The following is a 26179-nucleotide window of genomic DNA, read 5'->3' on the forward strand; positions in this document are numbered from 1 at the left end:
AACCGCGCCCGGGCTTGCGCTCGCTGGCGGCCGTTTCCTGTCCTCGCGCTGTGCTGACGACGGCGAGAGGTGCGGGACCCAGACATGGCGAGATCGACAGTGGGGCGGGCGTGACCGTCGCACCGCCATCGGATTCGGATCGGCTGCGCGCGCGGGTCGCCGAGCTGGAGAGCGAGATCGACGGCCTGCGGCGCGCGCTGCGCACCAGGACCGTGATCGCGCAGGCGACCGGGCTGCTCGCGGCCGTCGGGGAGCAGGCGCCGCAGCAGGGTTTCCAGCTGCTGGTCGAGCTTTCCCAGCAGTACAACGTCAAGTTGCACACGCTGGCCCGGCAGGTGGTGGACCTGGCCACGGAGCTGGGCCCCCGCCGCGCCGCCACCCTCGTCGGCGCCGGGCAGGGTCCGGAGCTGGTGGACGCGACGGGCTCGCTGGTGGACGCGCACAAGGCGCTGCTGGCGGCCGAGGGCACGCCCGAGTGGGAGCGGCGACGGGACGACGTGGTGACGGCCAGCAGGCTGTTGTGCGAGCGCCTGCTGGCCGCCGAACACGACTAGGGCTTGGGCAGGGCGCAGCCGGCCTTGTTGAGGTTGATGGTGTTGCCGGTGTCGACGCAGGTGTTGATCAGGTACGTCTCCTCGGCGTAGCCGACACCCTTGTGCACGGTGACGTTGCCGGCGGCGTCAACCTCGCACGGGTTGTCCAGGGTGCAGCGCTCGCCGCTCTCGTTGATCGTGTTGTTCACGGCCACGACCGCGCCGGTGGAGGCGTCGACCACGGGCGAGCCCGATGTGCCGCCGATGACCTCGCAGCCGGGTGTGCTGTAGCGCACGGAGTCCTTCCACACCCAGTTGTCCTCGTGCAGCTGGGTGACGAAGCCGTCGACCCGGCAGGAGTAGATCTTCTTCCAGTAGCCGGAGACGACCCGGATCGACGCGCCGGCGGCGGGGTGCGCGGCCGACAGGGTGAGCGGCTTGATCCCGTACTGGGACTGGATCTGGGCGTACGTGCTGGTGAGCTGGTAGATCGTGACGTCGGTGTCGGTCATGGTGGCGTAGGCCAGCTTGCTGGCCCGCAGGGTCGCCACCGTGCTCTGGCCGTTGGCCGAGAGCAGGCTGAACGTCCGCGAGGAGGCCCGGTTGACCAGCACCTCGCCCGGGTCGAGGAAGCCGCCCTCGTAGCAGTGACCGTTGGACAGCACCAGCGCCTTGTCGTTGACGCCGGCCGACGGCGGCTTCACCACCGAGCCGGAGCAGTTGCTGAGCTTCACCGTGCCGGTGAAGTCGACGGCCGCGGCAACAGGCGCGGCCTGCGCGGTCGGGGCCAGCGCGGCCGCCAGGAGCGCGACGGCGGCGAGGTACTTGAGCATGGAAGTTCCTCTCTCGCAGGGAACTCCACTTCAGCGTGTGCTGAGCATGGCTCGCTACCGTCGATCGGAGGTTTCCGCCAGGATCGCGTCGTTGAACGGCGGCCAGACCTCGGTGGCCCACTGGTCGAAGGGCCGGTCGGTGAGCGCTACCGCCGCCAGCCGCGCCTCCGGGTCGACCCAGAGGAACGTGCCGGCCGCGCCGAAGTGGCCGTAGGTGCGGGGCGAGTTGTGGTCGCCGGTCCAGTGCGGGCACTTGGCCGAGCGGATCTCGAAGCCGAGCCCCCAGTCGTTGGGCCGCTGGTTGCCGAAGCCGGGCAGCACGCCGTCGAGGCCGGGGAAGACGACGCTGGTCGCCTCGGCCAGCGTCTCGGCCGCGACGAGCGTCGGCGCTTGCAGCTCCGTGGCGAAGTGGATCAGGTCGGCGCAGCTGGCCTCCGCACCCGAGCCGGCCGGGCCGACCAGCCTGGCAGTGCCCATCTTCAGCGGCTCGAAGACCGCTTCGGCCAGGTACTGCGGGAACGCGATGCCGGCGGCGTCCTGGATGGCGGCGGCCAGCACCTCGAAGCCGGCGCTGGAGTAGACCCGGCGGGTGCCCGGGGCGGCGACGGTCCGGTGGTCGTCGAAGGCCAGGCCCGAGGTGTGGGCCAGCAGGTGCCGGATCGTCGCGCCCTCGGGGCCGGCCGCCTGGTCGAGCTCGACGGCCCCCTCCTCGACGGCGATCAGCGCCGCGTAGGCCACCAGCGGCTTGGTCACCGAGGCCAGCGGGAAGACGTGGTCGAGCGGGCCGTAGGAGCCAAGGACCGTGCCGTCGGCGTCGACCACGGCGACCGCCGCGTGCTCGGCCGACCAGGTGTCGATCATCGACAGCGAATTCATGGCGGCCAGCGTAGTTGACTAGGGTGGCCGGCCATGGACCTCGCTCACCCGTCGACCACCGCCGAGTGGTCGGAATTCCTGGGCGGCGCCGGACACCCGCCGGCCGCCGAGGAGGACGTGCTCGCCGCCGAGGAGCGGCTCGGCGCGCGGTTGCCGCCCGCCTACCGGAACTTCCTGTTGGCCAGCAACGGCTTGAGCGCGGACGTCTTCGCCGTCGACCTGCTGCCGGCCAAGGAGATCGGCTGGCTGCGGGAGACCGAGCCCGAGCTGCTGGCCGCCTGGTCCACGCCGGACATGGACTTCTTCGCCGACCACGCGGCGGTCCTGGCGCAGTGCCTGCTCATCTCCCTCGACGACGGCGGCGCCGGGCACTATCTGTTCCTGCATCCTGGGGACGGCGAGTGGACCGCGTATGAATGGTGGCCGGGCGACGGCGAGGACCCCAGCCCGCACGAGAACTTCGCCGCCATGGCCGTGGAACTGTGGGAGGGCGAGCGCTGATGGCGTGGTCAGTCACCAACCGCGGCCGCGCCTGTCGTGGCTGCGGACGGCAGCATCCCTAGCCCTTCCACCCGTATTGGTGCTCGGGGCGTCCGGTGAGGCCGTAGCGCAGGCTCATCGTGGCGGTGCCCTCCTGGGCCAGTGCCGCCAGGTAACGCTGGGCGGTCGCGCGGGCGATGCCCAGCGTGGTGGCGATCTCGGCCGCGGAACACGGCCCGTCGGCGGCCCGCAACGCATCCGACACGAGCTTGGCGGTCACCGGTGACTGGCCTTTGGGGGCGTGCGGGTGGTCGCCGTCGTGCAGGGTCCTGATCGCGCGGTCGATCTCCTCCTGGGTCAGGGCCCGGCCGGCCGGCGACAGCTGGTTGTGGAAGCGGGCGTAGGCCAGCAGCCGCTCCCCCAACTGCTCGGCGGTGAAGGGCTTGACCAGGTAGTTCAAGGCCCCGGCGGTGATCGCGGCCCGCACCGCGGCGGCGTCGGAGGCGGCCGTGAGCATGATCGTGTCGACGGAGATCTCGGCCAGCAGCTCCAGCCCCGACCGGTCGGGCAGATAGGTGTCCAGCAGCACGAGATCCGGCTCCAGCTCGGCGATCATGGCCTTCGCCTCGGCGGCGGTGCGGGCGGAGCCGACCACCACAAAACCGGGCACCCGGTCGGTGAACGCCGAATGCACCTGGGCGACGCGGAAATCGTCCTCCACGACCAGAACGCGGATCACCCGGACACCTCCACAACACCGTTCACGCCAGCACCTCCGGCAAGTTGGCGGCGAACACCGCGCCATGGTCGGGGCCGCCGGGATCGGCCAGCCGCACGTCGCCGCCCAGTGCCCGCGCCGCCTGCCGGGTCAGCGCCAGCCCGAGGCCGTGACCTGGGGTGTCCTTAGTGGACACGCCTTCGAGGAACACCGTGTCCCGCAGCCGTTCCGGCACGCCGTCGCCACTGTCGACCACCGACACGTGCAGGGTCGAGCCGTCGGCGACAAGGTCCAGTTCCACCCGCGCCGGGCGGCGGGCGCCCAGACGGGCGGCCTCGACGGCGTTGTCGACGAGGTTGCCCAGCACGGTCGTGACCTCGACCGGGGCGATCACCTTCGTCGGCACCCAGCTGGCCTCGCCGACCTCCAAGGTCACACCCTTCTCGGCCGCCGCAACGCTTTTCGCCGACACGAAGGCCTGAAGATAGGGATCCGGCACCGCCGCGGGACCCAGCGGGATCACCGGCGTGGTCGACAACGCCTGGAGGTAGTCGACGGCCTCGTTGTGGTGACCGGTCTGGAGCAGCCCGGACAGGGTGTGCAGCCGGTTGGCGAACTCGTGTTGCTGCGCCCGCAACGCATCGGTCAGCCGGTGCACGGAATCCAGTTCCCGGGTCAGGGTCTCCAGATCGGTCCGGTCCCGCAGCGTCAACACCGTGCCCAGGTTGATGTCGTCCCGCCGCACCGGGCGTGACGTCGCCACCAACACCCGATCCCCGGCCACGGCAATGAGATTGTCCACCGGAGTGCCGTCCGAGACCGCCTCGACGATGCGGGCCGGCAGCTCCAAAGTGGACACCGGCGTGCCCGGAGACGGTGCACTGCCGAGAAGCCGGGCCGCCTCGTCGTTGCAGACGGACACGCGGCCGGCCGGATCCACCGCCAACACGCCTTCGCCGATCCCGTGCAACACGGCCTCCCGCTGCTGCACCAACTCCGACAACTCGGACGGCTCCAGGCCCAAGGTTCGCCGCTTCAGCAGGCGGTTCAACAGCGCCGACCCCGCCACGCCCACGGCCAGGGCGCCGGCGAGCCCAAACAAGCACAATCCGAGCGCCTTCAGCAGGGAGTCCCAGATGGTGCTGGCGTCGAAGCCCACGCTGACCTCGCCGACGATGGCCCCGGTGTGGTCGCGCAGCGGCACCTTGCCCCGGGCCGAGTAGCCGAGCGTGCCGGTGTCCATGTTGGCCTGCTCGGCGCCGGCCACGACCTCGGCGAAGTCGGTGCTGACCGGCTCGCCCACCTCGTCCGGGTTGGGGTGCGCGTAACGGATCCCCTTACGGTCGGTGACCACCACGAACAGCGCCCCGGTGCGGATGCGCACCGCCTCGGCGCGGATCTCCACCAGGCCGCTGGAGTCGGCCGCGGCGACGGCGTCGCCGATGTCCGGGTTGGCCGCGACCGACTGGGCCACGGCCAGCGCGCGTGCCTCGTACTGTTTGGTCAGGTTGTTGTACAGCAGCCACCCGACCAGGGCGAATCCCACTCCGACGACCAGCACGACCACGCCGATCTGAAGCAGCAGCACCTGCCGGGCGAACCGCATCCGGGGCGGCGCCATGGCCGGACCCTACGCCGCGAACCCCCGTGAGCAGAACGTGCGAAACACGGTTAACGCGCGATGGGCGGACAAGCGCGACAAGGCTTCGCACGGTGGCCGCGGCCACCTACGGTCCTGCGCCAGCAGACATAAGGAGCTGGCCAATGACGACCGGACCCGTCATCGAGCTGCGGGCGGCGACCAAACGCTTCCGCGGCGCGACCGGCGGCGTGCACACCGCCGTCCGAGAACTGACCCTGTCCGTGCAGCCCGGCGAGTTCGTGGCGGTGGTCGGTCCCACCGGCTGCGGCAAGTCCACGACCCTGTCGCTGGTCTCCGGGCTCGAACCGCCGTCCAGCGGCATCGCCCTCGTGCGCGGCGAGCCGGTGCTGGGCATTCCCGAGGGCATCGGCTACATGTTCCAGAACGACGCCGTGCAGCCGTGGCGCTCGGTGCTGGACAACGTGGCCGCCGGCCCGCGCTACCGCGGCGCGTCCAAGGCCAAGGCCCGGGAGAAGGCCCGGGTCTGGGTGGAGAAGGTCGGGCTGGCCAAGTTCGCCGGCTACTACCCGCACCAGCTGTCCGGCGGCATGCGCAAGCGCGTTGCGCTGGCCGCGACCCTGGTCAACGAGCCGTCGATCCTGCTCATGGACGAGCCGTTCAGCGCACTGGACGTGCAGACCCGGGCCCTCATGCAGGACGAGCTGCTCCGCCTGTGGTCGGGCACCAACGCCGCCGTCGTCTTCGTCACGCACGACCTGGACGAGGCGATCGCGTTGGCGGACAAGGTGATCGTCATGACGGCCAGCCCGGCCACCGTGAAGTCCACGTTCGACGTGCACCTGCCGCGGCCGCGGCTGGTGGAGGAGATCCGGATGACGCCGGAGTTCCAGTCCGTGTACCGGGAGATCTGGGAATCGTTGCGGGAAGAGGTGGACAAGGCCCGTGAGCGCAGTGTCGTTGCCAGCTGAGACGGAGGCGATCCCGGCACGGGAGCTGACCGGCGCGGCCCGGGCGGCCCGCAACCGGCGGCTCAAGGTGTGGTCGATCCGGGTGGTGCTCGTCGCGGTGTGGCTGGGCAGCTGGGAGCTGGCCGCCACCTACTGGATCGACCCGTTCTTCTACTCCAAGCCCAGCGAGGTGTGGGCCAAGCTGGTCGACTGGTTCACCGTCGGCACCAGCCAAGGCTCGATCTGGACGAACATCGCCGCCACCATGGAGGAGGCCGTGATCGGCTTCCTGATCGGCGCGCTGGCCGGCATCGTGCTCGGTGTGCTGCTGGGCCGCAGCCCGCTGCTGTCGGACATCTGCGCGCCGTTCATCAAGGCCCTCAACGCCGTGCCCCGCATCGTGCTGGCCGCGCTGTTCGTGATCTGGTTCGGCCTCGGCATGCAGTCCAAGATCGCGACGGCATTCATCCTGGTGTTCTTCGCCGTGTTCTTCAACGCCTTCCAAGGCGCCCGCGAGGTGGACCGCAACCTCATCAACAACGCCCGGGTGCTGGGCGCCAGCCGGTTCCAGGTGCTCATGACCATCGTGCTGCCCAGCGCCACCTCCTGGATCCTGGCCTCCCTGCACTCCGCCTTCGGCTTCGCGCTGATCGGCGCCGTCGTCGGCGAGGTCGTCGGCGCCGAGACCGGCCTCGGCCTGCTGATCTCCCGCTCCCAGGGCAACTTCGACACCCCCGGCATCTACGCCGGCATGATCGTCATCACCGTGCTGGCCCTGCTGGCCGAGGCGATCCTCACCGCACTCGAGAAGCGGCTGCTGAAGTGGCGGCCGACCGCGGCCCACGAGCAAGGAGCCCAGATATGAACCTGCGTACCCCTGTCACGCTGGTGCTGGCCGCGGCGACCGTGCTCGGCCTGGCCGCCTGCCGCGACTCCCGCACGGATTCGGCCACGGCCGGCGGCACGGACCACGTCCGGATCATGGTCGGCGGCATCGACAAGGTCATCTACCTGCCGGCCAAACTGGCCGACCAGCTCGGCTACTTCAAGGAGCAGGGCATCACCGTCGACCTGGCCACCCAGCAGGCCGGCGTGAACGCGGAGAACTCGCTGATCTCCGGCGACGTGCAGGCGGTGGTCGGCTTCTACGACCACACGATCGACCTGCAGACCAAGGGCAAGTGCCTGGAGAGCGTGGTGCAGCTGGCCAACATCCCGGGCGAGGTGGAGATGGTCTCGCCGACCAAGGCCGGGGAGATCAGGTCGGCGGCCGACTTCAAGGGGCGCAAGCTGGGCGTGACCGACCTGGGCTCGTCCACCGACTTCCTCACCCAGTACCTGGGCCAGCAGCACGGACTCAAGGCCGGCACCGACTACACGGAGGTGAAGGCCGGGGCCGGCAGCACTTTTGTCGCCTCGCTGGAAAACGGCCAAATTGACGCCGGCATGACAACCGACCCCACGGTGGCCCAGCTGGTGTCCACCGGCAAGGGCAAGGTGCTGCTGGACATGCGCACCGAGGCGGGCGCCAAGGCGGCGCTGGGCGGGCTGTATCCGGCCAGCTCGCTGTACATGAGCTGCGACTACGTCAAGGCGCACAAGCCGGTGGTGCAGAAGCTGGCCAACGCCCTGGTCAAGACCCTGAAGTTCATCTCCTCGCACTCCGGGGCCGAGATCGCCGCCAAGATGCCGGCCGACTACGCGGGCAGCGACAAGGCCCTGTACGAGAAGGCGGTCGGCGACACCAAGTCCATGTTCAACAGCGATGGCAAGATGCCCTCGGCCGGGGCGGAGAACGTGCTCACCGTGCTCAGCCAGTTCTCCCCGAACGTCAAGGGCAAGAAGGACAGCGTCCGTCTCACTGAGACCTACACCACCGAATTCGTGGACCAGGCTTCGGCCTGAGCCCCTTCAGCCCAGGACTTGACCGGCCGACTAGCTTATGGAGAGTCGTGACGTACCAAGCGGTAACTCCGCTCGGCGCACTGTCGGCTCAATCCTGGGGTGCAAGGAGGATCGGTGGTACGCGCGTTGGTGGCTTCATCGGCCTGCGCGGTCGGCGCCTCGGCCATCGTCGGTGTGTTACTCGGCGCCTACCTTCACGAGCTGGACGCGAACGCGGCGACGCCGCCGTCGACGGTGTCGTCCGTGCCGGCCACGGTGAGCACGAAAGTGTCCACCCTGGTCGTCACGGTGACGGCGTCGACGACCGCGTCGTCCACCACGACGACGTCGGCCGGCGAGACCGAGTCGCATCCGAAGACCACCACCCACACCGGCCCGCCGCCCACGACCAGGACGACCCAGCCGCCGCCCACGACCACCACCGCGCCGGGGCTGCCCATCCCGACCACCACGGAATGCCACTGGCTCTGGTGCTGATCTCGCACTCACGCGCCGGAAACCGATCGGAAACAGCCGGCGGGCAGGCTGGGTCGCATGGCCACTTCGACATGGCCACTTCGACATGGCGGCTGCGGGTGCGGCTGACCGACAGCCCGGGTGTGCTGGCCCGGCTGACGGTCCGGCTGGCCGCGCAGGACTGCAACGTGCTGGCGCTGACCGTGCTGCCCGTGCCCGGCGGCGTGGTCGACGAGCTGGTCGTCACCGCGCCGGACGCGTTGCGCCCGGCCGATCTCCTCGACCTGCTGCGGGCCGAGGGCGGCCGACAGGTGTCCATCACCGCCGCGTCCGTGCACGACCTGGTCGATGAGCGGGCCGCCACCCTGCGCGCGGTCGGCCGGGTGCTGGCCGAGCCGATGGAGTTGGCGGCGTCGCTCCGTTCGCTACTGGGCGCGGATTCCGTCCAACCGGTGACGCCCGGCCCGGAAATGACCGGCTGGGGTGTGTCCGCGATCGACGATCACCAGTTCGTGGTCGCCCTTCCGGGTGGCGGAGCCCTGCTCGTGCGCCGAGCGTGGGCAGCTTTCACCGACACCGAGTTGGCGCGGGCCTTCTCGTTGCTGGAGACGCTCGAGGCGGCCGGGCGATTTGTCGCCGAACCACGGGCCGTCGTCACGTCCGACGGCGCCGGCCTCGTGCTGCGGATGGGGCGGCCGTCGGATGCCGACGACCTCGCTGCCCTGCACCGGCGGTGCTCGATGCGGACGCTGTTCGCCCACTACCACGCCGGCATGAGGACCGTGCCTAGGCGCTGGCTGCACCGACTGCTCAGCCCGCCGCGAGGCGCCACCCTGCTGGCGATGGCCGGCTCGGACGTCGTCGCCGTCGGGCAGCTGATCGGGACGGCCGATCCACGGCGGGCCGAGGTGTCGCTGCTCGTCGAGGACGGCTGGCAGCGGCGGGGAGTGGGCGCCGCACTGCTGTCGCAGCTGGCTTTCATGGCGCGAGGCGAGGGTTACGAGGAGCTCGTCAGCTGGTGCCTGCCGACGGAGGCCGCGCTGCCCCGAACGGCCGCGCGGGCCGGTCTGGACGTGCGACAGTCTGTGGAGGACGGTGTGCTCAGAGTCGCGATGCCGGTCAGCAAAACCGGTTCAGTTCGGCGTGTGAGCGCTTCCACGGAGCACCGGCGGCGTTAAGCTTCTTGACGAAAGCCGCCGCCTGTCGTGGCGGCCCGTGAGGAGCAGACGTGGTCGTGCAGCGTCCGAACGCCCGTCCCACTCTCGAGGACGTGGCGGCCAGGGCCGGTGTGTCCAGGGCGACCGCGTCCCGGGTGCTCAACGGCTCGCCCAAGGTGAGCCCGGCCGCGCTGGAGTCGGTCAACTCGGCCGTGCTGGAGCTGGGCTACCAGCCCAACCAAGCGGCCCGCACGCTCGTCACGCGGCGCACCGGGGCGGTGGCCGTGCTGATCTCCGAGCCCCAGCCCAAGATCTTCAACGACCCCCACTTCGCCGGGCTGGTCAAGTACTCGGCGGTGGCGCTGGGGGCCCGCGACTCGCAGATGGTGCTGGTGCTCGTGCACACGCCCGAGGACCAGCTGCGGGCCCAGCGCTTCCTGGCCGGCGGGCACGTGGACGGCGCGCTGCTGTTCACCCCACACCAGGACGACCCGCTGCCGATCCTGGTCCGCAAGCTGGCGCTGCCCGTGGTGTTCGGCGGCCGGCCTTGGGGCTCCCTGCGCGGCCTGCACACCGTGGACAACGACAACGAGAACGGCGCCGCGATGGCCACCCGGTATCTCGGCGAGCGGGGCTGCCGGCAGGTCGTCAGCATCACCGGCCCCAACGACGAGCTCGCCGCCACCGACCGCCTGGCCGGCTTCCGCGCCGCCACCGGGGCCGACGACCGCCGGCTGGCCGAGATCACCGAGGGCGGTTCCTTCAGCCGTGAGGGCGGCGAGCGGGCCATGACCGCCCTGCTGGGGCGGGTGCCCGATCTCGACGGCGTGTTCGCGGCCAACGACCTCATGGCCGCCGGCGCCATGGCCGCCCTGCGTGCGGCGGGAAAGCGCGTTCCACAGGACGTCGCCGTGGTCGGTTTCGACGACGACGAGTCCGTCGCCCCGCACACCGAGCCGCCGCTGACCTCCGTGCGCCAGGACATCGGCCGTCAGGTGCAGGCCATGGTGGACCGGCTGTTCTCCCTCATCCGCGGCGAGGAACCCCGGCAGCGGCACCAGCTCCTGCCCGTGGAGCTGGTGCACCGCAACTCCGCCTGACCACGCCTCAGCAGTGGTCGACCATCCTCTCGACGAGCACGGAAATGCGCTGGCCGGCCGGCGCGGGAACCTCCACAGTGGAGGGCTACCAGCCGACCGGCAGGCCGTGCACACCGTAGATCTGCATGTTGGTCCGCAGCTTCACCTCGTCGGCCGGGACGGCCAGCTTGAGGCCCGGGAAGCGTTGCAGCAGGCCCTTGAAGCCTGCGCGCATCTCGATGCGGGCCAGCTGCTGGCCGAGGCACTGGTGAATGCCGTGGCCGAAGGGCAGGTGGCCGCGGCCCTGGCGGCGGAGGTCGAGGGCGTCGGGGTTGTCGAAGCGCCGGGGGTCGCGGTTGGCGGCCAGCAGCGAGACGACGACGGTCGAGCCCTGCGGGATGGTCTCGCCGCCGAGTTCCAGGTCCTCGCTGGCGTAGCGGTAGAAGATGTCGCCGACGGACAGGTAGCGCAGGAGTTCCTCCACCGCGTCGGGCATCAGCTCCGGGTCCGCACGCAACGCCGCCAGCTGGTCGGGGTGCTCCAGGAGCGCGAAAGTGCCCAGTGCCAACATGTTCGCGGTGGTCTCGTGGCCGGCGAGCAGCAGCAGGAAGCCGATGCCGACCAGTTCCTCGATGGACAGGTCCTCGTCGCGGGCCAGGTCGGACAGGATGTCCTCGCCGGGCTCGGCCCGCTTGCCGACGACCAGCTGGGCCAGGTAGCCGGTCATCGCGCCGTAGGCCGCCATCTTCTCCTCCAGCGTCTGGTCCCGGACCAGGAACTGGGCCGAGCTGCCCTGGAAGGTCTCCCGGTCGGCGTAGGGCACGCCCAGCAGCTCGCAGATCACCAGTGACGGCACCGGCAGCGCGAACTCCTTGACCAGGTCGACCGGCGGTGTCAGGCGGGCCATCTCGTCCAGCTGCCGCTGCACGATCTCGGCGATGCGCTCCTCCAGCATCTTCATCCGCTTCACGGTGAAGGCGCCGATCAGCTTGCGCCGCAGGCGGGTGTGGTCCGGCGGGTCCATCGCGATGAACAGGCCCGGCGGCGTCGGCGAGGGCTCGGTGGGCATCGGCATGCCCGAGTTCTCGTACGGCTCGTGCAGCACGTCGATGTCGCCGCGGGAGCTGAACCTGGTGTCCGCCATGAGTTGTCGGACCTCCTCGTAGCCCGTGACGAGCCAGCCCTGGTGCCCGTCGGGAAAGGCCATCGGGCTCACGGGCCGGGTCTCACGCAGGCGGGTGATCTCGCTCGGCGGGTCGAAGGGGCCGGCGTCACGCGCGGTCGGCAGGCCCTGCGGAATCGTCTGGCTCATCGCATTTTCCTTACGTGGTGGGGTTTTTCGGGCAGCGTCCAGCCCGGGAACCACTGGTGTCCCTGGGGTTGCTCAGATGTCGAGGCCGGCGGCCCGCATCTTGCGTTCGATCAGCTCGGTCAGCCGGGTCCAGGCCGGCCGCTCTGCCTTGCGGTGGCTGGTGAGCACGCGGTGCCGGGCGGCGCCGTCGGGCCGGTCCTGGAGCCCGGGCAGGCTGGGCAGCAGGGTCGGATCCGTCTTGAGCAGCTCGACCAGCTCGTCGGCGAGCGCCTCAAGCCGGGGGTCATCGGGGTCCCAGTCGCCGGTGCGCATGCTGAGCTGGGTCAGCCGGAGGTACTGCGGGTTCTCCAAGCCGCGTTCGACCTGGGCGATGTAGTCGTCGAAGCTCTCCGGGACCAGGGCCCGGACCAGCAGCAAGGCCTCGCGGGCCGTGTCGACCTCCTCAGCCGTGAAGCCCAGGCTCGCCGCCGTGTCCAGCAGCTCGCACGCCCGTTCCGGCAGCAGCAGCCGATCGCCGCCGGTCAGCTTGCGCAGCGTGTCCCGGCGTTCGATCAGGTCGTCGATCCGCACGGTGAGCTGCTTCTCCACGTCGACCAGCGCCTCGGCGAAGCGGTCCGGGTCCGCCGCCAGCAGCGCCCCGATCTCCGCCAGCGCCACTCCGGCCGCCGCCAGCGTCCGCACCTGCACCAGCCGCAGCAGCTCCTCCGAGCCGTAGCGCCGGTAGCCCGAGCTGTCCCGTCGCGGCTCCTCGACCAGCCCGTGCTTGTGGTAGTGCCGCACCGTCTTGATCGTCACGCCGGCAAACGCCGCCGCCTGCCCGATGGTCAGCCCCCGCATGCCCTCCATCGTGAACCCTGCCCCTAGGTCAAGGTCAATCCGTCACCCGGAGGTTCAGACGGCGACGGCCGCCGGGTGGGTGTTCTCGGTGACCATCAGCGGGAGCTCGGGGTAGTCGATGCTCAGGCGGAGCATGAGCTCGGCGAAGGCCTCGCCGAGGGGCTCGCCGAACGGCGGGGCCAGCAGCCGCGCGCCGCGCAGGCCGGGGTGGCCGCCGCCGGTGACGGCGAGGGGGTCCTCGGTGGGGATGACACGGGCGGGCCCGTAGTAGGCGACGCCGTACCAGTCGACCGGCTCGGCGATGACGTCCAGGTCGCCGGGCAGCACCACGTCGTCCCACGGCCCGAGCCAGGCGGTGTCGGCGAGGACGTCGACGGGATAGCCACGGCCGAACAGCGGATCCAGGAAGAAGCGGTTGCGCAGGCCGTCGACCCGGCGGAAGGCGGCGGTGTGCACGCGGTCGTCGCGATCGACGACGACGGTGGTGAGGTTGAGGACGATCGACACCTCGTGCTCGGGGGCGCGCTCGCGGATGACGGAGACGGCGAGGCCGTGGGCGAGCAGGAGGTGGTGCGCGGCGCGCAAAGCGTCGACGGCGTCGTGCGCGTGGCCGAGGAACGCGGCGCGCGACGGCTCGTCGAGAGTGGTCCACAGCCGCACACGGTCGCCCAGCGCTGCGTGCACGGCCGTGGTGTATTCGGCGAACCGGAGGGCCGTCTCACGGTTCGTCCAGCCGCCGGCCTCGTCCAGCGACTGCGGCAGGTCCCACTGGTACAGCGTGGCGATCGGGGTGACGCCCTTGTCGAGCAGGCCGTCGACAAGGCGGTCGTAGTACGCCAGGCACGCGCGAGGCGCGGGGCCACGTCCTTCGGGCTGCACACCCGCCCAGGCCACCGGGAAGCGGTAGGCCGGCCGGCCGAAGCCGGCGAAGGTGTCCCAGCAGCCGTCGGCGGTGGCGGCGACCGTCCGGCTTCTGCCCATCGTCCGTCCTCCTCGACAGCCAACTGGGTGAGAGCGCTCTCACCATGACCGTGACAGCGCTCACTGTCAAGGCGTTGACAAGAAAGCGCTGGTCGTCGCAACCGAGCCGGTACCATGACCGACGGTGACGAGAGGAGGTGGTCGTGGTGAGTACCGACGGAAGTAGTCGCAGTTCCACGGCCGCCCGGCGCATGGTCTGACCAGCGCCGCGTGGCCCTCGCCCACGCGCTCTGGAGTTCCGTCATGTCCAGGATGACGCACGCGGTCGCCGCGACGCTCACCGAACTGTCCGCCATGGACGCCGACACGCTGGTCCGCCACCTCGGCGTCAGCCCGGCCGGCCTCACCCCCCTCGAACGCAACGCCCGCCTGGCCCGGCACGGCCGCAACCGCGTGGCCGGCGCCGACGGTCCCCACTGGACGGTGCGGCTGCTGCGCTGCCTGCGCAGCCCGTTCGTCGGCCTGCTGCTGGGCCTCGACCTGGTGCTGGCGTTGACCGCCAACACCGCCGGGGCACTCACCGTCGGCGTGATGGTGCTGGTCAGCGTGCTGCTGCGGTTCGCCCAGGAATACCGCTCCGACCTGGCCGCCAAGCGTTTGCGCGCCCTCGTCGCCACCACGGCCACCGTCGCGAAGCGGGGCAGCCGCTCGCCGCGGCGGTTCGCCGACCCGCTGGGCTCGGTCACCACCGAGCTGCCGGTGGAGCTGCTGGTGCCGGGCGACATCGTGCACCTCAAGGCCGGCGACCTGGTGCCGGCCGACTGCCGGCTGCTCGTCGCCACCGACCTCGTCGTCGAGCAGGCGACGCTGTCCGGCGAGTCGCTGCCGGTGCGCAAGACCGTGACGACCGGCCGGATCGCCGGCAACGTGCTGGACTCGCCGGTCTTCTGCTTCCTCGGCTCCACTGTGGTCGGCGGCTCGGCCACGGCGGTGGTCGTCGGCACCGGCCCGGCCACCTACCTCGGCTCCCTGGCGCAGCGGCCGTCCCGCGCCGATCGCGACCCCGACGCCGGGATGCGGTCGGTCGGCTGGACGCTGATCCGGTTCACGCTGGTGCTGGCCCCGATCGTGCTCGTGGTCAGCGGCCTCACGCACGGCGACTGGTCCGAGGCGGCGCTGTTCGCGGTGTCGGTGGCGGTCGGCCTGACGCCGGAGATGCTGCCGGTGATCGTCGCCGCCAACCTCGCCCGGGGCGCCGTCGAGCTGTCCCGCCAGCAGGTCATCGTGAAGCGGCTGCGGGCCGTGCACGAGTTCGGGCAGATGGACGTGCTGTGCGTGGACAAGACGGGCACGCTGACCGACGACCGCATCGTGCTGGCCGATCACACCGACGAGCGCACGTTGGAGCTGGCCTACCTCAACTCGGCGCTGCAGACCGGCCTGCGCAATCCGTTCGACCAGGCCGTCATCGCCGCCGTGGAGCACCCGCTGATCCTCGAAGCCGGCTGGCGGCTGGTCGACGAGCTGCCGTTCGACCACGACCGCCGCCGCATGTCGGTGATCGTCCGCGACACCGACGGCCGGCACCTGCTCGTCACCAAGGGCGCCGTCGAGCACGACGCCGCCGCCGGTGGAGCCCGCGTGCTCGGCTTGTGGTGCAAGGAGATCGAGGCCCGCGAGATCTACCAGCTGTCCGACGAGGACGGCGCCGAACTCGTCGGCCACCTCTTCTTCCAGGACCCGCCGAAGGAGTCCGCGGGCCAGGCCGTCCGGCAGCTCCAGGCGCTGGGCGTCGAGATCGTCGTCGTCACGGGCGACAACGAGGCGGTGGCCCGCAAGGTGTGCCGGGACATCGGCATCCCCGACGCCACCGTGCACGCCCACGCCACACCCGCCCGCAAGGCCGAGATCGTCCGCGAGTTGCAGAAAGCCGGCCACACCGTGGGTTTCCTCGGCGACGGCGTGAACGACGCCGCCGCCCTGCGCGAGGCCGACCTGGCGATCTCCGTCGGCGCCGCGCTGCCGGTCGCCCGCGACACCGCCGAGGTCATCCTGCTGCGCAAGGACCTCACCGTGCTCACCCGCGGCGTGCTGGCCGGCCGGCGGACCTTCGCCAACACCATGAAGTACGTGAAGCTGACCGCCAGCTCCAACTTCGGCAACGTGCTCAGCGTGCTGGCGGCCGCCGTCTTCCTGCCGTTCCTGCCCATGCTGCCGGTGCAACTGCTCGTCCAGAACCTGGCCTATGACATTGCTCAACTGGCGATCCCGTGGGATGGCGTGGATCGTGAGCAGGTGAGCTCCCCTCGCAAGTGGGCCGGCGGCGACCTCGCCCGGTTCATGCTCCTGGTCGGCCCGCTCAGCTCCTTGTTCGACATCGTCCTGTTCGCCGCCATGCGCGACTACGGCCCGGCGGCCTTCCACAGCGGCTGGTTCGTCGAGGGATTGCTGTCCCAGCTGCTGATCGTGCACGTCATACGCACGCAGCGACGCTGCATGGCCAGCCGCCCGGTGATCGTCGCGACCTTGATCACGGCCGCGGGCGGCCTGGCCCTGCCGTTCACGGGCCTGTTCGGACTGGTTCAGCTGCCGGCCACCTACTTCGCTTGGCTGGCCGCCGTGATCTTGGGCTACTGCGCGCTCGTGCAGGCCGTGAAGACCCGCTACGTCCGCAAGTTCGCCACCTGGCTTTGAGGAACTCTCATGAACACCCTGGAGATGTCACTGCGCCTGCTCGCGGGCGTCGGCCTGGGCTCGGCGATCGGCTTCGAGCGCCAGTACCGGGCCCGCATGGCCGGCCTGCGGACCAATGCGCTGGTGGCGGCCGGCGCCACGCTGTTTGTGCTGCTGTCCGGGTACGGCTTCGACTCCGTGCCCGGGCACGCCAGTGCCGACCCGACCCGGGTCGCCGCGCAGATCGTGTCCGGCATCGGCTTCCTCGGCGCCGGCGTGATCATGCGTGACGGCCTGAACGTGCGCGGCCTCAACACCGCCGCCACGCTGTGGTGCTCGGCCGCCGTCGGCGCGCTGGCCGGGGCCGGGCTGTACGAGCCGGCGATCGCCGGCACGGTCGTGGTGCTGGTGGCCAACGTGGTGCTGCGCTGGGTCGGCCGGGTGGTGGACCGCACCCCGGCCTCCGGCGAGGAGACGACCACCTCATACACCTTCATGGCCGTCACGAAGGATGACGCGGAGGCGCACATTAGGGCACTCCTGGTGCAGTCGATGACCGGCACTTCGTTCCAACTTCAGTCCGTGTCCAGCCGTAACAGCTCCGTGGACGGCTACGTCGAAGTGCGCGCCGACCTGCTCACCGACAGCCGCGACGACAAGCAGATGGAGTCCGCGGTGTCCCGGCTGAGCATGGAGCCACAGGTGACCAGCGTCCGGTGGACGGCGCGGGCCACCCGGAACGGTGCTTCCCGGGACGACGACTGATCGGCATTGGTAGGGTCACGCGTCGGCGGGGGCCGGCTTCGAGACGGGGGTACCCATGGGCCTGATGGACAAGATTCGTGGCGAGTTCATCGACATCATCGAGTGGACCGACGACAGTCGGGACACGATCGTCTGGCGGTTCCCCCGCCACGACAACGAGATCAAGATGAACGCCAAGCTGACCGTGCGCGAGTCGCAGGCGGCGGTCTTCGTCAACGAGGGGCAGATCGCCGACGCGTTCCCGCCCGGCATGTACACGCTGCAGACGCAGAACATGCCGATCCTGTCGACGCTGAAGGGCTGGAAGTACGGCTTCAGCTCGCCGTTCAAGGCCGAGGTCTACTTCGTCAGCACTCGGCAGTTCACCGACTTCAAGTGGGGCACGCAGAACCCGATCATCCTGCGCGACCCCGAGTTCGGCATGGTCCGGCTGCGGGCCTTCGGCGGGTTCTCGGTGCGCGTGGTCGACCCGCCGGCCCTGCTGCGCGAGCTGGCCGGCACCGACCCGCAGTTCCGCACCGAAGAGGTCGGCGAGTACATCAAGAGCATCATCGTCAGCCGGCTGGGCACCGCCCTGGCCACGGCCGGCGTGCCCATGCTCGACCTGGCCACCCAGCAGGGCACCATCGGCGACCGGCTGGCCCCGGCGCTGAGCCAGGAGCTGGCCTCGGTCGGCCTGTCCATCCCCAAGTTCGTCATCGAGAACATCTCGCTGCCGCCCGAGGTCGAGGCCGCGCTGGACAAGCGCACCCAGATGGGCATCGTCGGCGACCTGAACCAGTACACCCAGTTCCAGACGGCCAACGCGATCGGCGACGCCGCCAACAACCCCGGCGGCGCGGGCGAGGGCCTCGGCGTCGGCCTCGGCATGGCGCTGGGGCAGCGCGTCGGGCAGCAGTACCAGCAGCCTTATCCGCAGCAGCAGCCCGGCTACGCCACCCCGCCCCAGGGTTACCAGCAGCAGGGCTACCAGCAGGCTCCCCCGCCGGCCGGCCCGCCGCCGCTGCCGCAGCAGACCCAGTGGTACGTCGGCGCCAACGGCCAGCAGCTCGGCCCGTTCGACCAGAACGGCCTGCACCAGCAGGTGGCTGCCGGCACGCTGACGCCGCAGTCCCTGGTGTGGCACCAGGGCATGGCGCAGTGGACGCCGGCCGCGCGGGTGCCGGAGCTGGGGACGCTGTTCGGCGCCACCCCGCCGCCGCTGCCCCCGCAGGGCTGAGCCGATGACCGGACCTTTCACGCCGGGCGGGACCGTGTCCCCCAACGCCTTCCCGTGTGGCGGCTGTGGCGCGCGCGTCGAGTTCGCGCCCGGCACGGCCGCCATGCGCTGCCCGTACTGCGGGTACGAGCAGCAGATCAGCCACGGCGACCGGCAGATCCAGGAGCACGCGTTAGCCGAGCTCGGGAGCCTGCCGCGCAAGCCCGTCGCGCAACTGGCCGCGTACGTCTACGTGTGCCAGCGCTGCGCCGCGCAGACCCAGAGCAACGACACCGCGACCCTGTGCCAGTTCTGCGGCAGTCCGCTGGTGCTCGATCCCCAGGCCAGTGGGCAGATCATGCCCGAGGCCGTGTTGCCGTTCATGGTGGACCGCAACGGGGTTCGGGAATCGCTGCGCAAGTGGATCAACTCCCGTTGGTTCGCCCCCAACGCGCTGAAGAAGGTCAGCGAGGCCGAGTCGACCAAGGGCACCTATGTGCCGCACTGGACCTACGACTCGCAGACCTACTCCAGCTACTCCGGGGCGCGCGGCGAGCACTACTACGTCACCGAGACCTTCACCAACAGCGAGGGCCGGACCGAGACCCGGCAGGTGCAGAAGACCCGCTGGTACCCGGTTTCCGGTCAGGTCAGCCGGTTCTTCGACGACGTGCTGGTGCCCGGCAACACCACCAACGTGCCGCCGGCCAAGGTCGACGCGCTCGCCCCGTGGCCGCTGCCCGAGGCCGCCCCGTTCGCCCCGCAGTACATGGCCGGCTTCACCTCGCTTCGTTACGACGTCGAGCCCGAGACCGGCCTCGACGAGGCCAAGCGGCGGATGTCCTCGGTCATCCACGACGACTGCCGGCGCGACATCGGCGGTGACGAGCAGCGGGTCGACGGCGTCAACACCAACTACACCGCCCTGACCTTCAAGCTCATGCTGCTGCCCATCTGGATCGCCTGCTACCTCTACGGCGGCAAGACCTGGCAGATCCTGGTCAACGGCCGCACCGGCGAGGTGCACGGGGAACGCCCGTACAGCAGGCTGAAGATCTTCCTGTTCGCCCTGGCCTGCCTGGCGGTGCTGGTCGTGGTCCTCTACCTCTGGCTGCACGGCCACAGCACCACGACCTCGACCCACCCCACCACAACCCACCATCGATAGCGCGGAACCGCACCCCCGCGCAACCCCTTGATGCTGGGAACGGGCCATTCCTCTACTCGGAGTTGAGGAATGGCCCGTTCCCAACTTCGGGGTGGGTTCAGAGCAGGGCGGTGAGGCGGGCGGGTTCGGGGGCGTGGCTGCGGGCGTAGAGGTCCCGGGCCTCGCGCCAGTGCGGCAGCGCCGCCTCCGATCCGACCGTGGCCATCAGGGCGATGCCCAGCACGCACAACGTCTTGGCCACGCCCAGCTTCTCCCCGCATTCCCGTTGCACGGAGAGGGCTTCGGCCGCCAACTCCACGGCCCGGCCCGGCTGCGGGCCGAACAGCGCGATGTCGGCCAGCACGGACAGCGCCTGCCCCTCCAGCGCCCGGTAGCCGACGTCGCGAGCAAGGCTCAGGGCGTGCTGGGCATAGTCGGTGGCGTGCGCGAGGCTGCCGGTGGGAATCAGGTTGGCGGCCATGGTGATCAGGCCGTAGCACTCGTCGTAGCGGGCCCCGATCGCCCGGGCCAGGGTCACCGCCCGCTCGCACGGCTCGGTGTCGCCGGTGATCACGCCCAGCACGATCAGCACGTACGCCTCGGTGCGCACGGAGGCGATGTCGCCGGCGATCTCCACCGCCGTGCGGGCGGCGGCCAGCGCCTGCTCGGACCGTCCGGCGGCGTGCTGAACCAGCGCGACGTACGCCTGCGACTGGGCTTCGTCGATGCGCGCGCCGAGTTCACGGCTGCACGCCAGCCCGGCGGTGCAGCTCGCAAGGGCCTCGTCGAGATCGCCCCGCTGGTACAGCGCCCCGCCGAGGAAGGTCAGCATGGTGCCCTCCGCCCGGGGATTGATCTCCCGCTGCACGGTCAGGGCCCGGCGGCAGAAGTCGATGGACCGGTCGACCTCGCCCCGTTGCTGGCACAGCACACCGAGGTTGATCAGCGTCATGCCCTCGATGTACCGGCTGCCCATCCGAAGCCCGGCCCGAAGCGCCTGCTCGTAGTGTGTGGCGGCCTGCGCCAACTCGCCGGTGGATTCGCTGACCAGCCCTAGATTGTTGAGCACAGCCGCCTGCCCGTGGACCCAGTCGGTCGAGCTGAACAGCGCCAGCGCGGACGTCCAGAGCTCGGTCGCCTCGGCGTACTGGTTCACGGCGTAGTTGGCGGTGCCGAGGCTGAACAGGGCCGCCGCCCGGGCCCGGCCGTCCTCAGTGGACAGTGCGAGAGCCAGGCGGGCCACCGCGAACCAGTCGGTGATTTCCCCGCGCTGGTAAAGGTAAGCACGGATGGCGTCGGCCAGATGCAAGGCGTGTTCCGTCAGCCCGGCCCGGGCCGCGTGGTGAATGGCCGCCACGAGGCTGGGCCGTTCCGCGTCCAGCCAGGCCAGCGCCGACGACAGGTTGACGAACAGGTCCTTGGACGCCGGCGCGGGCACGAGCTGGAGCATGTGCGGGTACAGCACGCCGACCGCCGCGCGGGTGTGCCGCAGGTAGTCGTCGAGCAGCCACCGCAACACATCTTCCCGCTTTTCGGGGCTGTCCTCGTCGTATGAGCGCTCACGGGCGTAGTGCCGCAACAGATCGTGGCAGGTGTAGCGGCCGGGCACGGGTTGGTCGACGAGGTGCGCGGCGGCCAGCTGGTCCAGCAACCTTGCCGTCTCGCAAGGGGTTTGCTCGATCAGCGCCGCCGCGCACTCGGCGCTGACGTCCGGTCCGGGCACCAATCCCAGGCGGCGGAACAGCTCCTGCGCCTCGGGCTTCAGTCCCGAGTACGACAGGTCGAACGCGGCGTGCACGGCGCTCTGCTCGTCGCCGTCGATTCGCAGCGACGCCAACAGGTCGCCCTGGGTCAACGCGGCGACGTGATCGGCGATCGGCCGCCACGGATGGTTGGCCAGCTGGGCCGCGGTGATCCGCAGCGCCAGCGGCAGACGCGCGCAGGTGCTGGCGAGCACCGCCGCCGCCTCCCGGTCGGTGTCGATCCGCTCCGCGCCGATCATCCGGCGCAGCAGGGAAAGCGCTTCCTCCGGGGACATCACCTCCAGCGCCAGCCGCTGCGCCCCTTCCAGGGCGACCAGACCGTCGAGGCGATCGCGGCTGGTGATCAGCACCCGGCAGCCGGCGCCGGCCGGCAGCAGCGGCCGCACCTGCTCCGCGCTGACGGCATTGTCCAGCAGCACCAACACTTTCCGATCGGCCAGCAGCGTGCGGTACATGCCCGTCGCCTCGGCCAGGTCGACCGGAACCTGGTCCGGCGGCACGCCGACGGCCCGCAGGAACTGCGACAGCGCGTGCAGCGGCTGCACCGGCGGCCCGACCGAGTAGCCGTTGAGGTTGACGTAGAGCTGGCCGTCCGGGAACTGCGCCCGGACCCGGTGCCCCCACTGGACCGCCAGAGCGGTCTTGCCGACGCCGGCCGTGCCGACGACGACCTTCACCGGGCCGTCGGCGTCCAGGGTGGCGAACTGGGCCTCGCGGCCGGTGAAGTCGCCGATGGCCGGCGGCAGCAGCGCCGGCGCGGTCATCGCCACCGACGGCTGGTCCGACCTGGTCGTCAGCGCCTGGTCGTTGCGCAGGATCGACAGCTCCAGCCGGGCCAGCTCCTCGCCCGGGTCGATGCCCAGCTCCTCGGCCAGCAGCGTCCGGGTTCGCCGCGACACCGCCAGCGCCCGGCTGCTCTGGCCGCCACGGTGCAGCGCCAGCATCAGCTGCCCGACCAGGCGTTCGCGGGTCGGATGGTGGTCCACGAGCGTGGTCAGCTCGCCCAGCGCCTCCTGGTGCCGGGCCAGCCGCAGCAGCACGTCGAAGCGGTCCTCCAGCGCCACCAGCCGGGCCTCGGTGACGCCGCCGACCAGCTGGTCGATCACCTCCGGGTCGGCCGTGTCGACCAGCGCCGGCCCCCGCCACAGCGCCAGCGCCGCGTCCAGCAGGCCCAGGCGGGTCGGATCGTCGGCGGCCGCACGGGCCTGCGCGACCAGGGCCTGGAACCGGTGCACGTCGATCAGCATCGGATCGGCCCGCAGCTGGTAGCCGGAGCCGCGGGTCACCACCGACAGGTCGGCCTTGGCCTCCGAGAGCAGGGAACGGATGCTCGACACCGACACCCGCACCGCGTGCGAGGCCGTGCGGGGCGGCCGCACCGGCCACACCAGCTCGACCAGCCGGTCCACCGACACCAGCCGGTTGACCTCCATCGCCAGCACCGCGAGCACGAGCCGGCGCTGACGCGGCCCGAGGTCGACCACCGTCGCCCCGATCCGCGCCTGCACCGGCCCGAGCAACCGAAGTTCCATACGTCCCCCAGGACATTCGCCACCTGGGTGTTCAGGAGCACGCCGGCCGGTCGTGGATACACGAATGGCGCTCGTCCCCCAGGGACGAGCGCCACCCGGCAATGCGGAATCAGGCTTCTGCCATGCCCGCCACGATCGACGTGCGGGCCGCCCGGCGGGCCGGCATCAGGGCCGCCACCACCGCGGCGAGGATCGCCGCCAGCAGCAGCACACCCAGCTGCCCGCCCGGGATCGCCAGGCCCAGCTGCAGGTCGGGACCGGAAAGAGCCTCGATCAGCACCCAGGCGAACGCGCCGCCCAGGATCACGCCCATCAGCGCGCCCATCACGCCCATCAGCACCGACTCGATGACCAGCATGAAGCGCAGCTGGCCCTTGGTCAGGCCCAGCGCCCGCAGCAGCGCCGACTCCCTGGTCCGCTCCAGCACCGACAGGCCCAGCGTGTTGGCGATGCCGAACAGGGCGATCACCACCGCCAGCCCGATCAGCGCCCACATCAGCGCCAGCAGGCTGTCGATCTCGGCGTTGAGCTGCTCCTTGGTCGCCGCCGCGCTGTTCACCTCGGCCACCGCCACGTTCGCCGTGGCCTTGTCCATGGCCGCCTGGCCGTCGCCGACCGAGACGCCCGGCTTCATCTTGACCAGGATCTGGCGATAGCCGATGACCTTGGGCGCGACCTGCGCGAACGTGTCCAGCGTGACCAGGCCGTCGGCCAGCTCGTTGGCGTCGTAGACGGCCACCAGCTTGAGCATCTTGTTCGCGTCCGGCGTGCTGACCAGCAGCTGGTCGCCCAGCTTGGCCGTGCCCACCGCCGACTTGTTCAGCGCGATCGTGCCCGGACCGACCTGGCTCAGGTCCCCGCTGACCAGCTTCGGGTTGACCATGCTGCCGATCGCCGACTTGTCGACGCCCTGCACGCCCTCGTCGCCGGACTGGGCGACGGTCATGACCGTGTAGGTGCTGGCGGCCACCTGGCCGATCTGCGGCACCGACTTGAGCTGGCCGGGCAGCGTGGTCGGCAGCGGGTGGTCGTAGACGGAGGAGGCGACCGTGAAGTCGGCCGGGAAACGCTTGTCCACCTCGGCGCCGGCGGCCTGCTTGCCGCTGGTGGCGACCACCGTCACCATCGTGACGATCGTGACGCCGATGACCAGCGCCGCCGTGGTGGCCGCGGTGCGGCGCGGGTTGCGGCCGGCGTTGGCCGTGGCCAGCTTGGCCGGCACACCGAACAGCAGCGAGGGAATCGCCCCGAGCACCTTGTTGATCGGGCCGACGATGAGCGGGCCGAGCACGATCACGCCCAGCAGCATCACCATCGTGCCGCCGCCGACCGGGAACAGCGCCGAGTCCGGGTCCTTCAGGTTCATGCCCAGCCCGATCAGGCCGGCCCCGCCGAGCAGCAGCACCGCCGCGCTGACGACGCGGAACACGCCGGTCCGGCGGACCTCGTCGTGGCTGTCCGGCTGGCTGCGCAGCGCCGCCAGCGGGGCCACCTTGGTCGCGCGCAGGGCCGGCAGGCCGGCCGACGCCACCGTGACGACGACGCCGATCGCGAAGGCCGCGATCACCACCGTGCCGGACATCGGCAGGCTCACCGCGGCCGTCGAGCCGCTGAACCAGCCGACCGCCTTCTGCAGCACCGCGGCCAGGCCGATGCCCACGCCCAGGCCGAGCACCGACGCGATCAGGCCCATCACGAACGCTTCCAGCAGCACGCTGCCGAACACCTGGCGGCGTTCCGCGCCGATGCAGCGCAGCAGGGCCAGCTCACGGGTGCGCTGGGCGACCAGGATGGTGAACGTGTTGTAGATGACCATCGCCGCGACCACCAGCGAGATCAGCGCGAAGATCAGCATGAACTGGGTCAGGCCGCCGGAGCCCCGGCCGGCCTGCTTCAGCGTGTCCTGGGTGAAGGCGTCGCCGGACTGCACCTTGAAGTCGGCGCCGAGCTGGGCCGAGATCCGGTCGGCCAGCTGCTGCTGGCTCACGCCCGGGGCCGCCGCCGCCACGACCTGGTAGACGCCGGACTGCTTGTCCAGCTTGGAGATCCCGCTCGGGGTCAGCAGCACCTGCTGGTCCGACAGGGACAGCGCGTTGCTGCCCTGGCTGTAGGTCCCCACCACGGTCAGCGGCACCGGCTGGTCGGTCTGGCCCAGCACCGACACCTTCTGGCCGACGCCGATGCCGGTCGACTTGGCCGTCCGCACGTCCAGCGCGATCTCGTTGTCCGCCTTGGGATAGGCGCCCGAGACGAGGTCGAACTCCTGGAGCTGCGGCGTCGTCTCGATGGTCGAGGCGAACGCCTGCACCGCCTTGCCGTTGGACTTGATCAGCGGCAGCGAGCCGCCGCCCCGGCCGTCCGCCCCCGCGACGCCCGGAATCTTGCGGATCGTGTCCACCGCGTCCTGGGTCAGCTTCGGCGGGTTGGCCGAGCTGGTCGCCGGGCTGTCCTGGTTCACCGTGATCGACGCGTCCACCCCCCGCGTCTGGCGGGCCAGGCTGTCGTGCACCTGTGCGTTGAGGGCGTTGCCCAGGATCAGCGTGCCGCTGACGAAGGCGACGCCGAGGATGATCGCTATCGAGGACAGCACCATCCGCGCCGTGCGGGCGCGCAGACCCGCGAGCGTGGCCCGGAACATCACGCTCCCAGGTGCTTGAGGGCCGACAGCACCGAGTCTGCGGTCGGCTGGTTGATCTCACCCGCGAGCCGGCCGTCGGCCAGCAGCACCACGCGGTCCGCGTACGAGGCGGCCACCGGGTCGTGCGTCACCATGATCACCGTCTGGCCCAGCTTGCGGACCGACATGCGCAGGAAGTCCAGCACCTCCGCCCCCGAGCGGGAGTCCAGGTTGCCCGTCGGCTCGTCCGCGAACACCACCTCCGGCCGCGCCACCAGGGCCCGTGCGCACGCCACCCGCTGCTGCTGGCCGCCCGACAGCTCGCTCGGCTTGTGCCCCAGCCGCTGCCGCAGGCCGATCGTGTCGACAATCGTGTCGTACCAGGCCTTGTCCGGCTTCCGGCCGGCCAACTCCAGGCCCAGCAGGATGTTCTGCTCCGCCGTCAGCGTCGGCAGCAGGTTGAACGACTGGAACACGAAGCCCACCCGGTCGCGGCGCAGCTTCGTCAGGTCCCGGTCCGACAGCGTCGTGATGTCCGTCTGTCCGATGTAGACCTGGCCGTTGTTCACCGAGTCCAGACCGGCCAGGCAGTGCATCAGCGTCGACTTGCCCGAGCCCGACGGCCCCATGATCGCCGTGAACCTCCCGGCCGCGAACGCCACGCTCACCCCGTCCAGGGCCCGCACCGCCGTGTCGCCCCGGCCGTACACCTTGACCAGCTCCCGTGCCTGGACCGCGGTCCGGAGTCCGACGTCGGACGTCACAGCAGACATGTGCCTTGCTCCTTCACCTGGAAGTCGATGAGGCAGAACCTATGGCCGGCCGGG

General features: G+C 70.8%; 22 protein-coding genes. 11 read left to right on the forward strand and 11 right to left on the reverse strand.

Annotated features, from left to right (window positions below):
• The first annotated feature begins 110 nt into the window (after positions 1 to 110).
• The gene (locus AB0M73_RS26720; protein WP_363895573.1) at positions 111 to 554 is read left to right on the forward strand and encodes an ANTAR domain-containing protein; all 444 of its coding nucleotides are present in this window, start codon (positions 111 to 113) and stop codon (positions 552 to 554) included.
• Here AB0M73_RS26720 and AB0M73_RS26725 read toward each other — a convergent pair.
• A complete protein-coding gene (locus tag AB0M73_RS26725; RefSeq protein ID WP_363895576.1) occupies positions 551 to 1366 on the reverse strand; it encodes a serine protease in 816 nt (271 codons plus the stop codon). The genes AB0M73_RS26720 and AB0M73_RS26725 overlap by 4 nt on opposite strands.
• A 54-nt stretch (positions 1367 to 1420) precedes the next feature.
• On the reverse strand, positions 1421 to 2242 hold the full coding sequence (locus AB0M73_RS26730) for a serine hydrolase domain-containing protein (protein WP_363895579.1): 822 nt from the start codon (positions 2240 to 2242) through the stop codon (positions 1421 to 1423).
• Between the two features lie 33 nt (positions 2243 to 2275).
• Between AB0M73_RS26730 and AB0M73_RS26735 the strand changes: the two genes are divergently transcribed.
• Entirely contained in the window at positions 2276 to 2743 is a 468-nt protein-coding gene (locus AB0M73_RS26735) for an SMI1/KNR4 family protein (RefSeq protein WP_363895582.1), read from the forward strand.
• Positions 2744 to 2801: 58 nt separating this feature from the next.
• On the opposite strand, the gene AB0M73_RS26740 is transcribed toward AB0M73_RS26735, so the two are convergent.
• Both AB0M73_RS26740 and AB0M73_RS26745 read right to left on the reverse strand, forming a co-directional pair.
• Positions 2802 to 3461: a response regulator gene (locus AB0M73_RS26740; protein WP_363895585.1), complete on the reverse strand. Its 660-nt coding sequence runs from the start codon at positions 3459 to 3461 to the stop codon at positions 2802 to 2804.
• 22 nt (positions 3462 to 3483) lie between these two features.
• Positions 3484 to 5061: a sensor histidine kinase gene (locus AB0M73_RS26745; RefSeq protein ID WP_363895588.1), complete on the reverse strand. Its 1578-nt coding sequence runs from the start codon at positions 5059 to 5061 to the stop codon at positions 3484 to 3486.
• 143 nt (positions 5062 to 5204) lie between these two features.
• Here AB0M73_RS26745 and AB0M73_RS26750 point away from each other — a divergent pair, with 143 nt between their 5' ends.
• From AB0M73_RS26750 to AB0M73_RS26760, 3 genes are read left to right on the forward strand one after another with little or no spacing between them, the layout of a single operon-like run.
• Positions 5205 to 6011, forward strand: coding sequence for an ABC transporter ATP-binding protein (locus AB0M73_RS26750; RefSeq protein ID WP_043723255.1), 807 nt, complete (start codon positions 5205 to 5207; stop codon positions 6009 to 6011).
• Positions 6001 to 6855, forward strand: coding sequence for an ABC transporter permease (locus AB0M73_RS26755; protein ID WP_363895592.1), 855 nt, complete (start codon positions 6001 to 6003; stop codon positions 6853 to 6855). The genes AB0M73_RS26750 and AB0M73_RS26755 overlap by 11 nt, the downstream gene beginning before the upstream one ends.
• The gene (locus tag AB0M73_RS26760) at positions 6852 to 7895 is read left to right on the forward strand and encodes an ABC transporter substrate-binding protein (RefSeq protein WP_363895595.1); all 1044 of its coding nucleotides are present in this window, start codon (positions 6852 to 6854) and stop codon (positions 7893 to 7895) included. Before AB0M73_RS26755 ends, AB0M73_RS26760 begins: the two co-directional genes overlap by 4 nt.
• Before the next feature lie 194 nt (positions 7896 to 8089).
• Here AB0M73_RS26760 and AB0M73_RS26765 read toward each other — a convergent pair whose 3' ends face one another.
• Positions 8090 to 8380: a hypothetical protein gene (locus AB0M73_RS26765; RefSeq protein WP_363895598.1), complete on the reverse strand. Its 291-nt coding sequence runs from the start codon at positions 8378 to 8380 to the stop codon at positions 8090 to 8092.
• 63 nt (positions 8381 to 8443) lie between these two features.
• Here AB0M73_RS26765 and AB0M73_RS26770 point away from each other — a divergent pair, with 63 nt between their 5' ends.
• A complete protein-coding gene (locus AB0M73_RS26770; protein WP_363895601.1) occupies positions 8444 to 9529 on the forward strand; it encodes a GNAT family N-acetyltransferase in 1086 nt (361 codons plus the stop codon).
• Between the two features lie 50 nt (positions 9530 to 9579).
• Positions 9580 to 10608 carry a LacI family DNA-binding transcriptional regulator gene (locus AB0M73_RS26775; RefSeq protein WP_363895604.1) on the forward strand — a complete coding sequence of 343 codons (1029 nt, stop codon included), beginning with the start codon at positions 9580 to 9582 and terminating at the stop codon, positions 10606 to 10608.
• An 85-nt stretch (positions 10609 to 10693) separates the two neighbouring features.
• Here AB0M73_RS26775 and AB0M73_RS26780 read toward each other — a convergent pair whose 3' ends face one another.
• The 3 genes from AB0M73_RS26780 to AB0M73_RS26790 all read right to left on the reverse strand — a co-directional run bounded on the left by AB0M73_RS26780 (position 10694) and on the right by AB0M73_RS26790 (position 13717).
• On the reverse strand, positions 10694 to 11899 hold the full coding sequence (locus AB0M73_RS26780) for a cytochrome P450 (protein WP_363895607.1): 1206 nt from the start codon (positions 11897 to 11899) through the stop codon (positions 10694 to 10696).
• 72 nt (positions 11900 to 11971) lie between these two features.
• Positions 11972 to 12736, reverse strand: a complete 765-nt coding sequence (locus tag AB0M73_RS26785; protein ID WP_363895610.1) for a MerR family transcriptional regulator — start codon at positions 12734 to 12736, stop codon at positions 11972 to 11974.
• A 54-nt stretch (positions 12737 to 12790) separates the two neighbouring features.
• Positions 12791 to 13717 (reverse strand): family 1 glycosylhydrolase, encoded by a 927-nt coding sequence (locus AB0M73_RS26790; RefSeq protein WP_363895613.1) that lies wholly within the window; start codon positions 13715 to 13717, stop codon positions 12791 to 12793.
• A gap of 243 nt (positions 13718 to 13960) precedes the next feature.
• On the opposite strand from AB0M73_RS26790, the gene AB0M73_RS26795 reads away from it, so the two are divergent.
• From AB0M73_RS26795 to AB0M73_RS26810, 4 genes are all read left to right on the forward strand, one after another.
• Entirely contained in the window at positions 13961 to 16351 is a 2391-nt protein-coding gene (locus AB0M73_RS26795) for an HAD-IC family P-type ATPase (protein ID WP_363895616.1), read from the forward strand.
• Between the two features lie 9 nt (positions 16352 to 16360).
• Positions 16361 to 17095 carry an MgtC/SapB family protein gene (locus tag AB0M73_RS26800; RefSeq protein WP_043723234.1) on the forward strand — a complete coding sequence of 245 codons (735 nt, stop codon included), beginning with the start codon at positions 16361 to 16363 and terminating at the stop codon, positions 17093 to 17095.
• Positions 17096 to 17159: 64 nt separating this feature from the next.
• On the forward strand, positions 17160 to 18314 hold the full coding sequence (locus tag AB0M73_RS26805; RefSeq protein WP_363895619.1) for an SPFH domain-containing protein: 1155 nt from the start codon (positions 17160 to 17162) through the stop codon (positions 18312 to 18314).
• A 4-nt stretch (positions 18315 to 18318) separates the two neighbouring features.
• A complete protein-coding gene (locus AB0M73_RS26810; protein ID WP_363895622.1) occupies positions 18319 to 19461 on the forward strand; it encodes a hypothetical protein in 1143 nt (380 codons plus the stop codon).
• A 97-nt stretch (positions 19462 to 19558) separates the two neighbouring features.
• Here AB0M73_RS26810 and AB0M73_RS26815 read toward each other — a convergent pair whose 3' ends face one another.
• From AB0M73_RS26815 to AB0M73_RS26825, 3 genes are all read right to left on the reverse strand, one after another.
• Positions 19559 to 22735 (reverse strand): BTAD domain-containing putative transcriptional regulator, encoded by a 3177-nt coding sequence (locus tag AB0M73_RS26815; RefSeq protein ID WP_363895625.1) that lies wholly within the window; start codon positions 22733 to 22735, stop codon positions 19559 to 19561.
• A 109-nt stretch (positions 22736 to 22844) separates the two neighbouring features.
• The gene (locus tag AB0M73_RS26820; RefSeq protein WP_363895662.1) at positions 22845 to 25373 is read right to left on the reverse strand and encodes an FtsX-like permease family protein; all 2529 of its coding nucleotides are present in this window, start codon (positions 25371 to 25373) and stop codon (positions 22845 to 22847) included.
• Positions 25373 to 26125 carry an ABC transporter ATP-binding protein gene (locus AB0M73_RS26825; RefSeq protein WP_363895628.1) on the reverse strand — a complete coding sequence of 251 codons (753 nt, stop codon included), beginning with the start codon at positions 26123 to 26125 and terminating at the stop codon, positions 25373 to 25375. Before AB0M73_RS26825 ends, AB0M73_RS26820 begins: the two co-directional genes overlap by 1 nt.
• Positions 26126 to 26179: the final 54 nt, after the last annotated feature.

Origin of the sequence: Kutzneria sp. NPDC051319 (assembly GCF_040682195.1) — a bacterium.
Lineage (GTDB): Bacteria > Actinomycetota > Actinomycetes > Mycobacteriales > Pseudonocardiaceae > Kutzneria.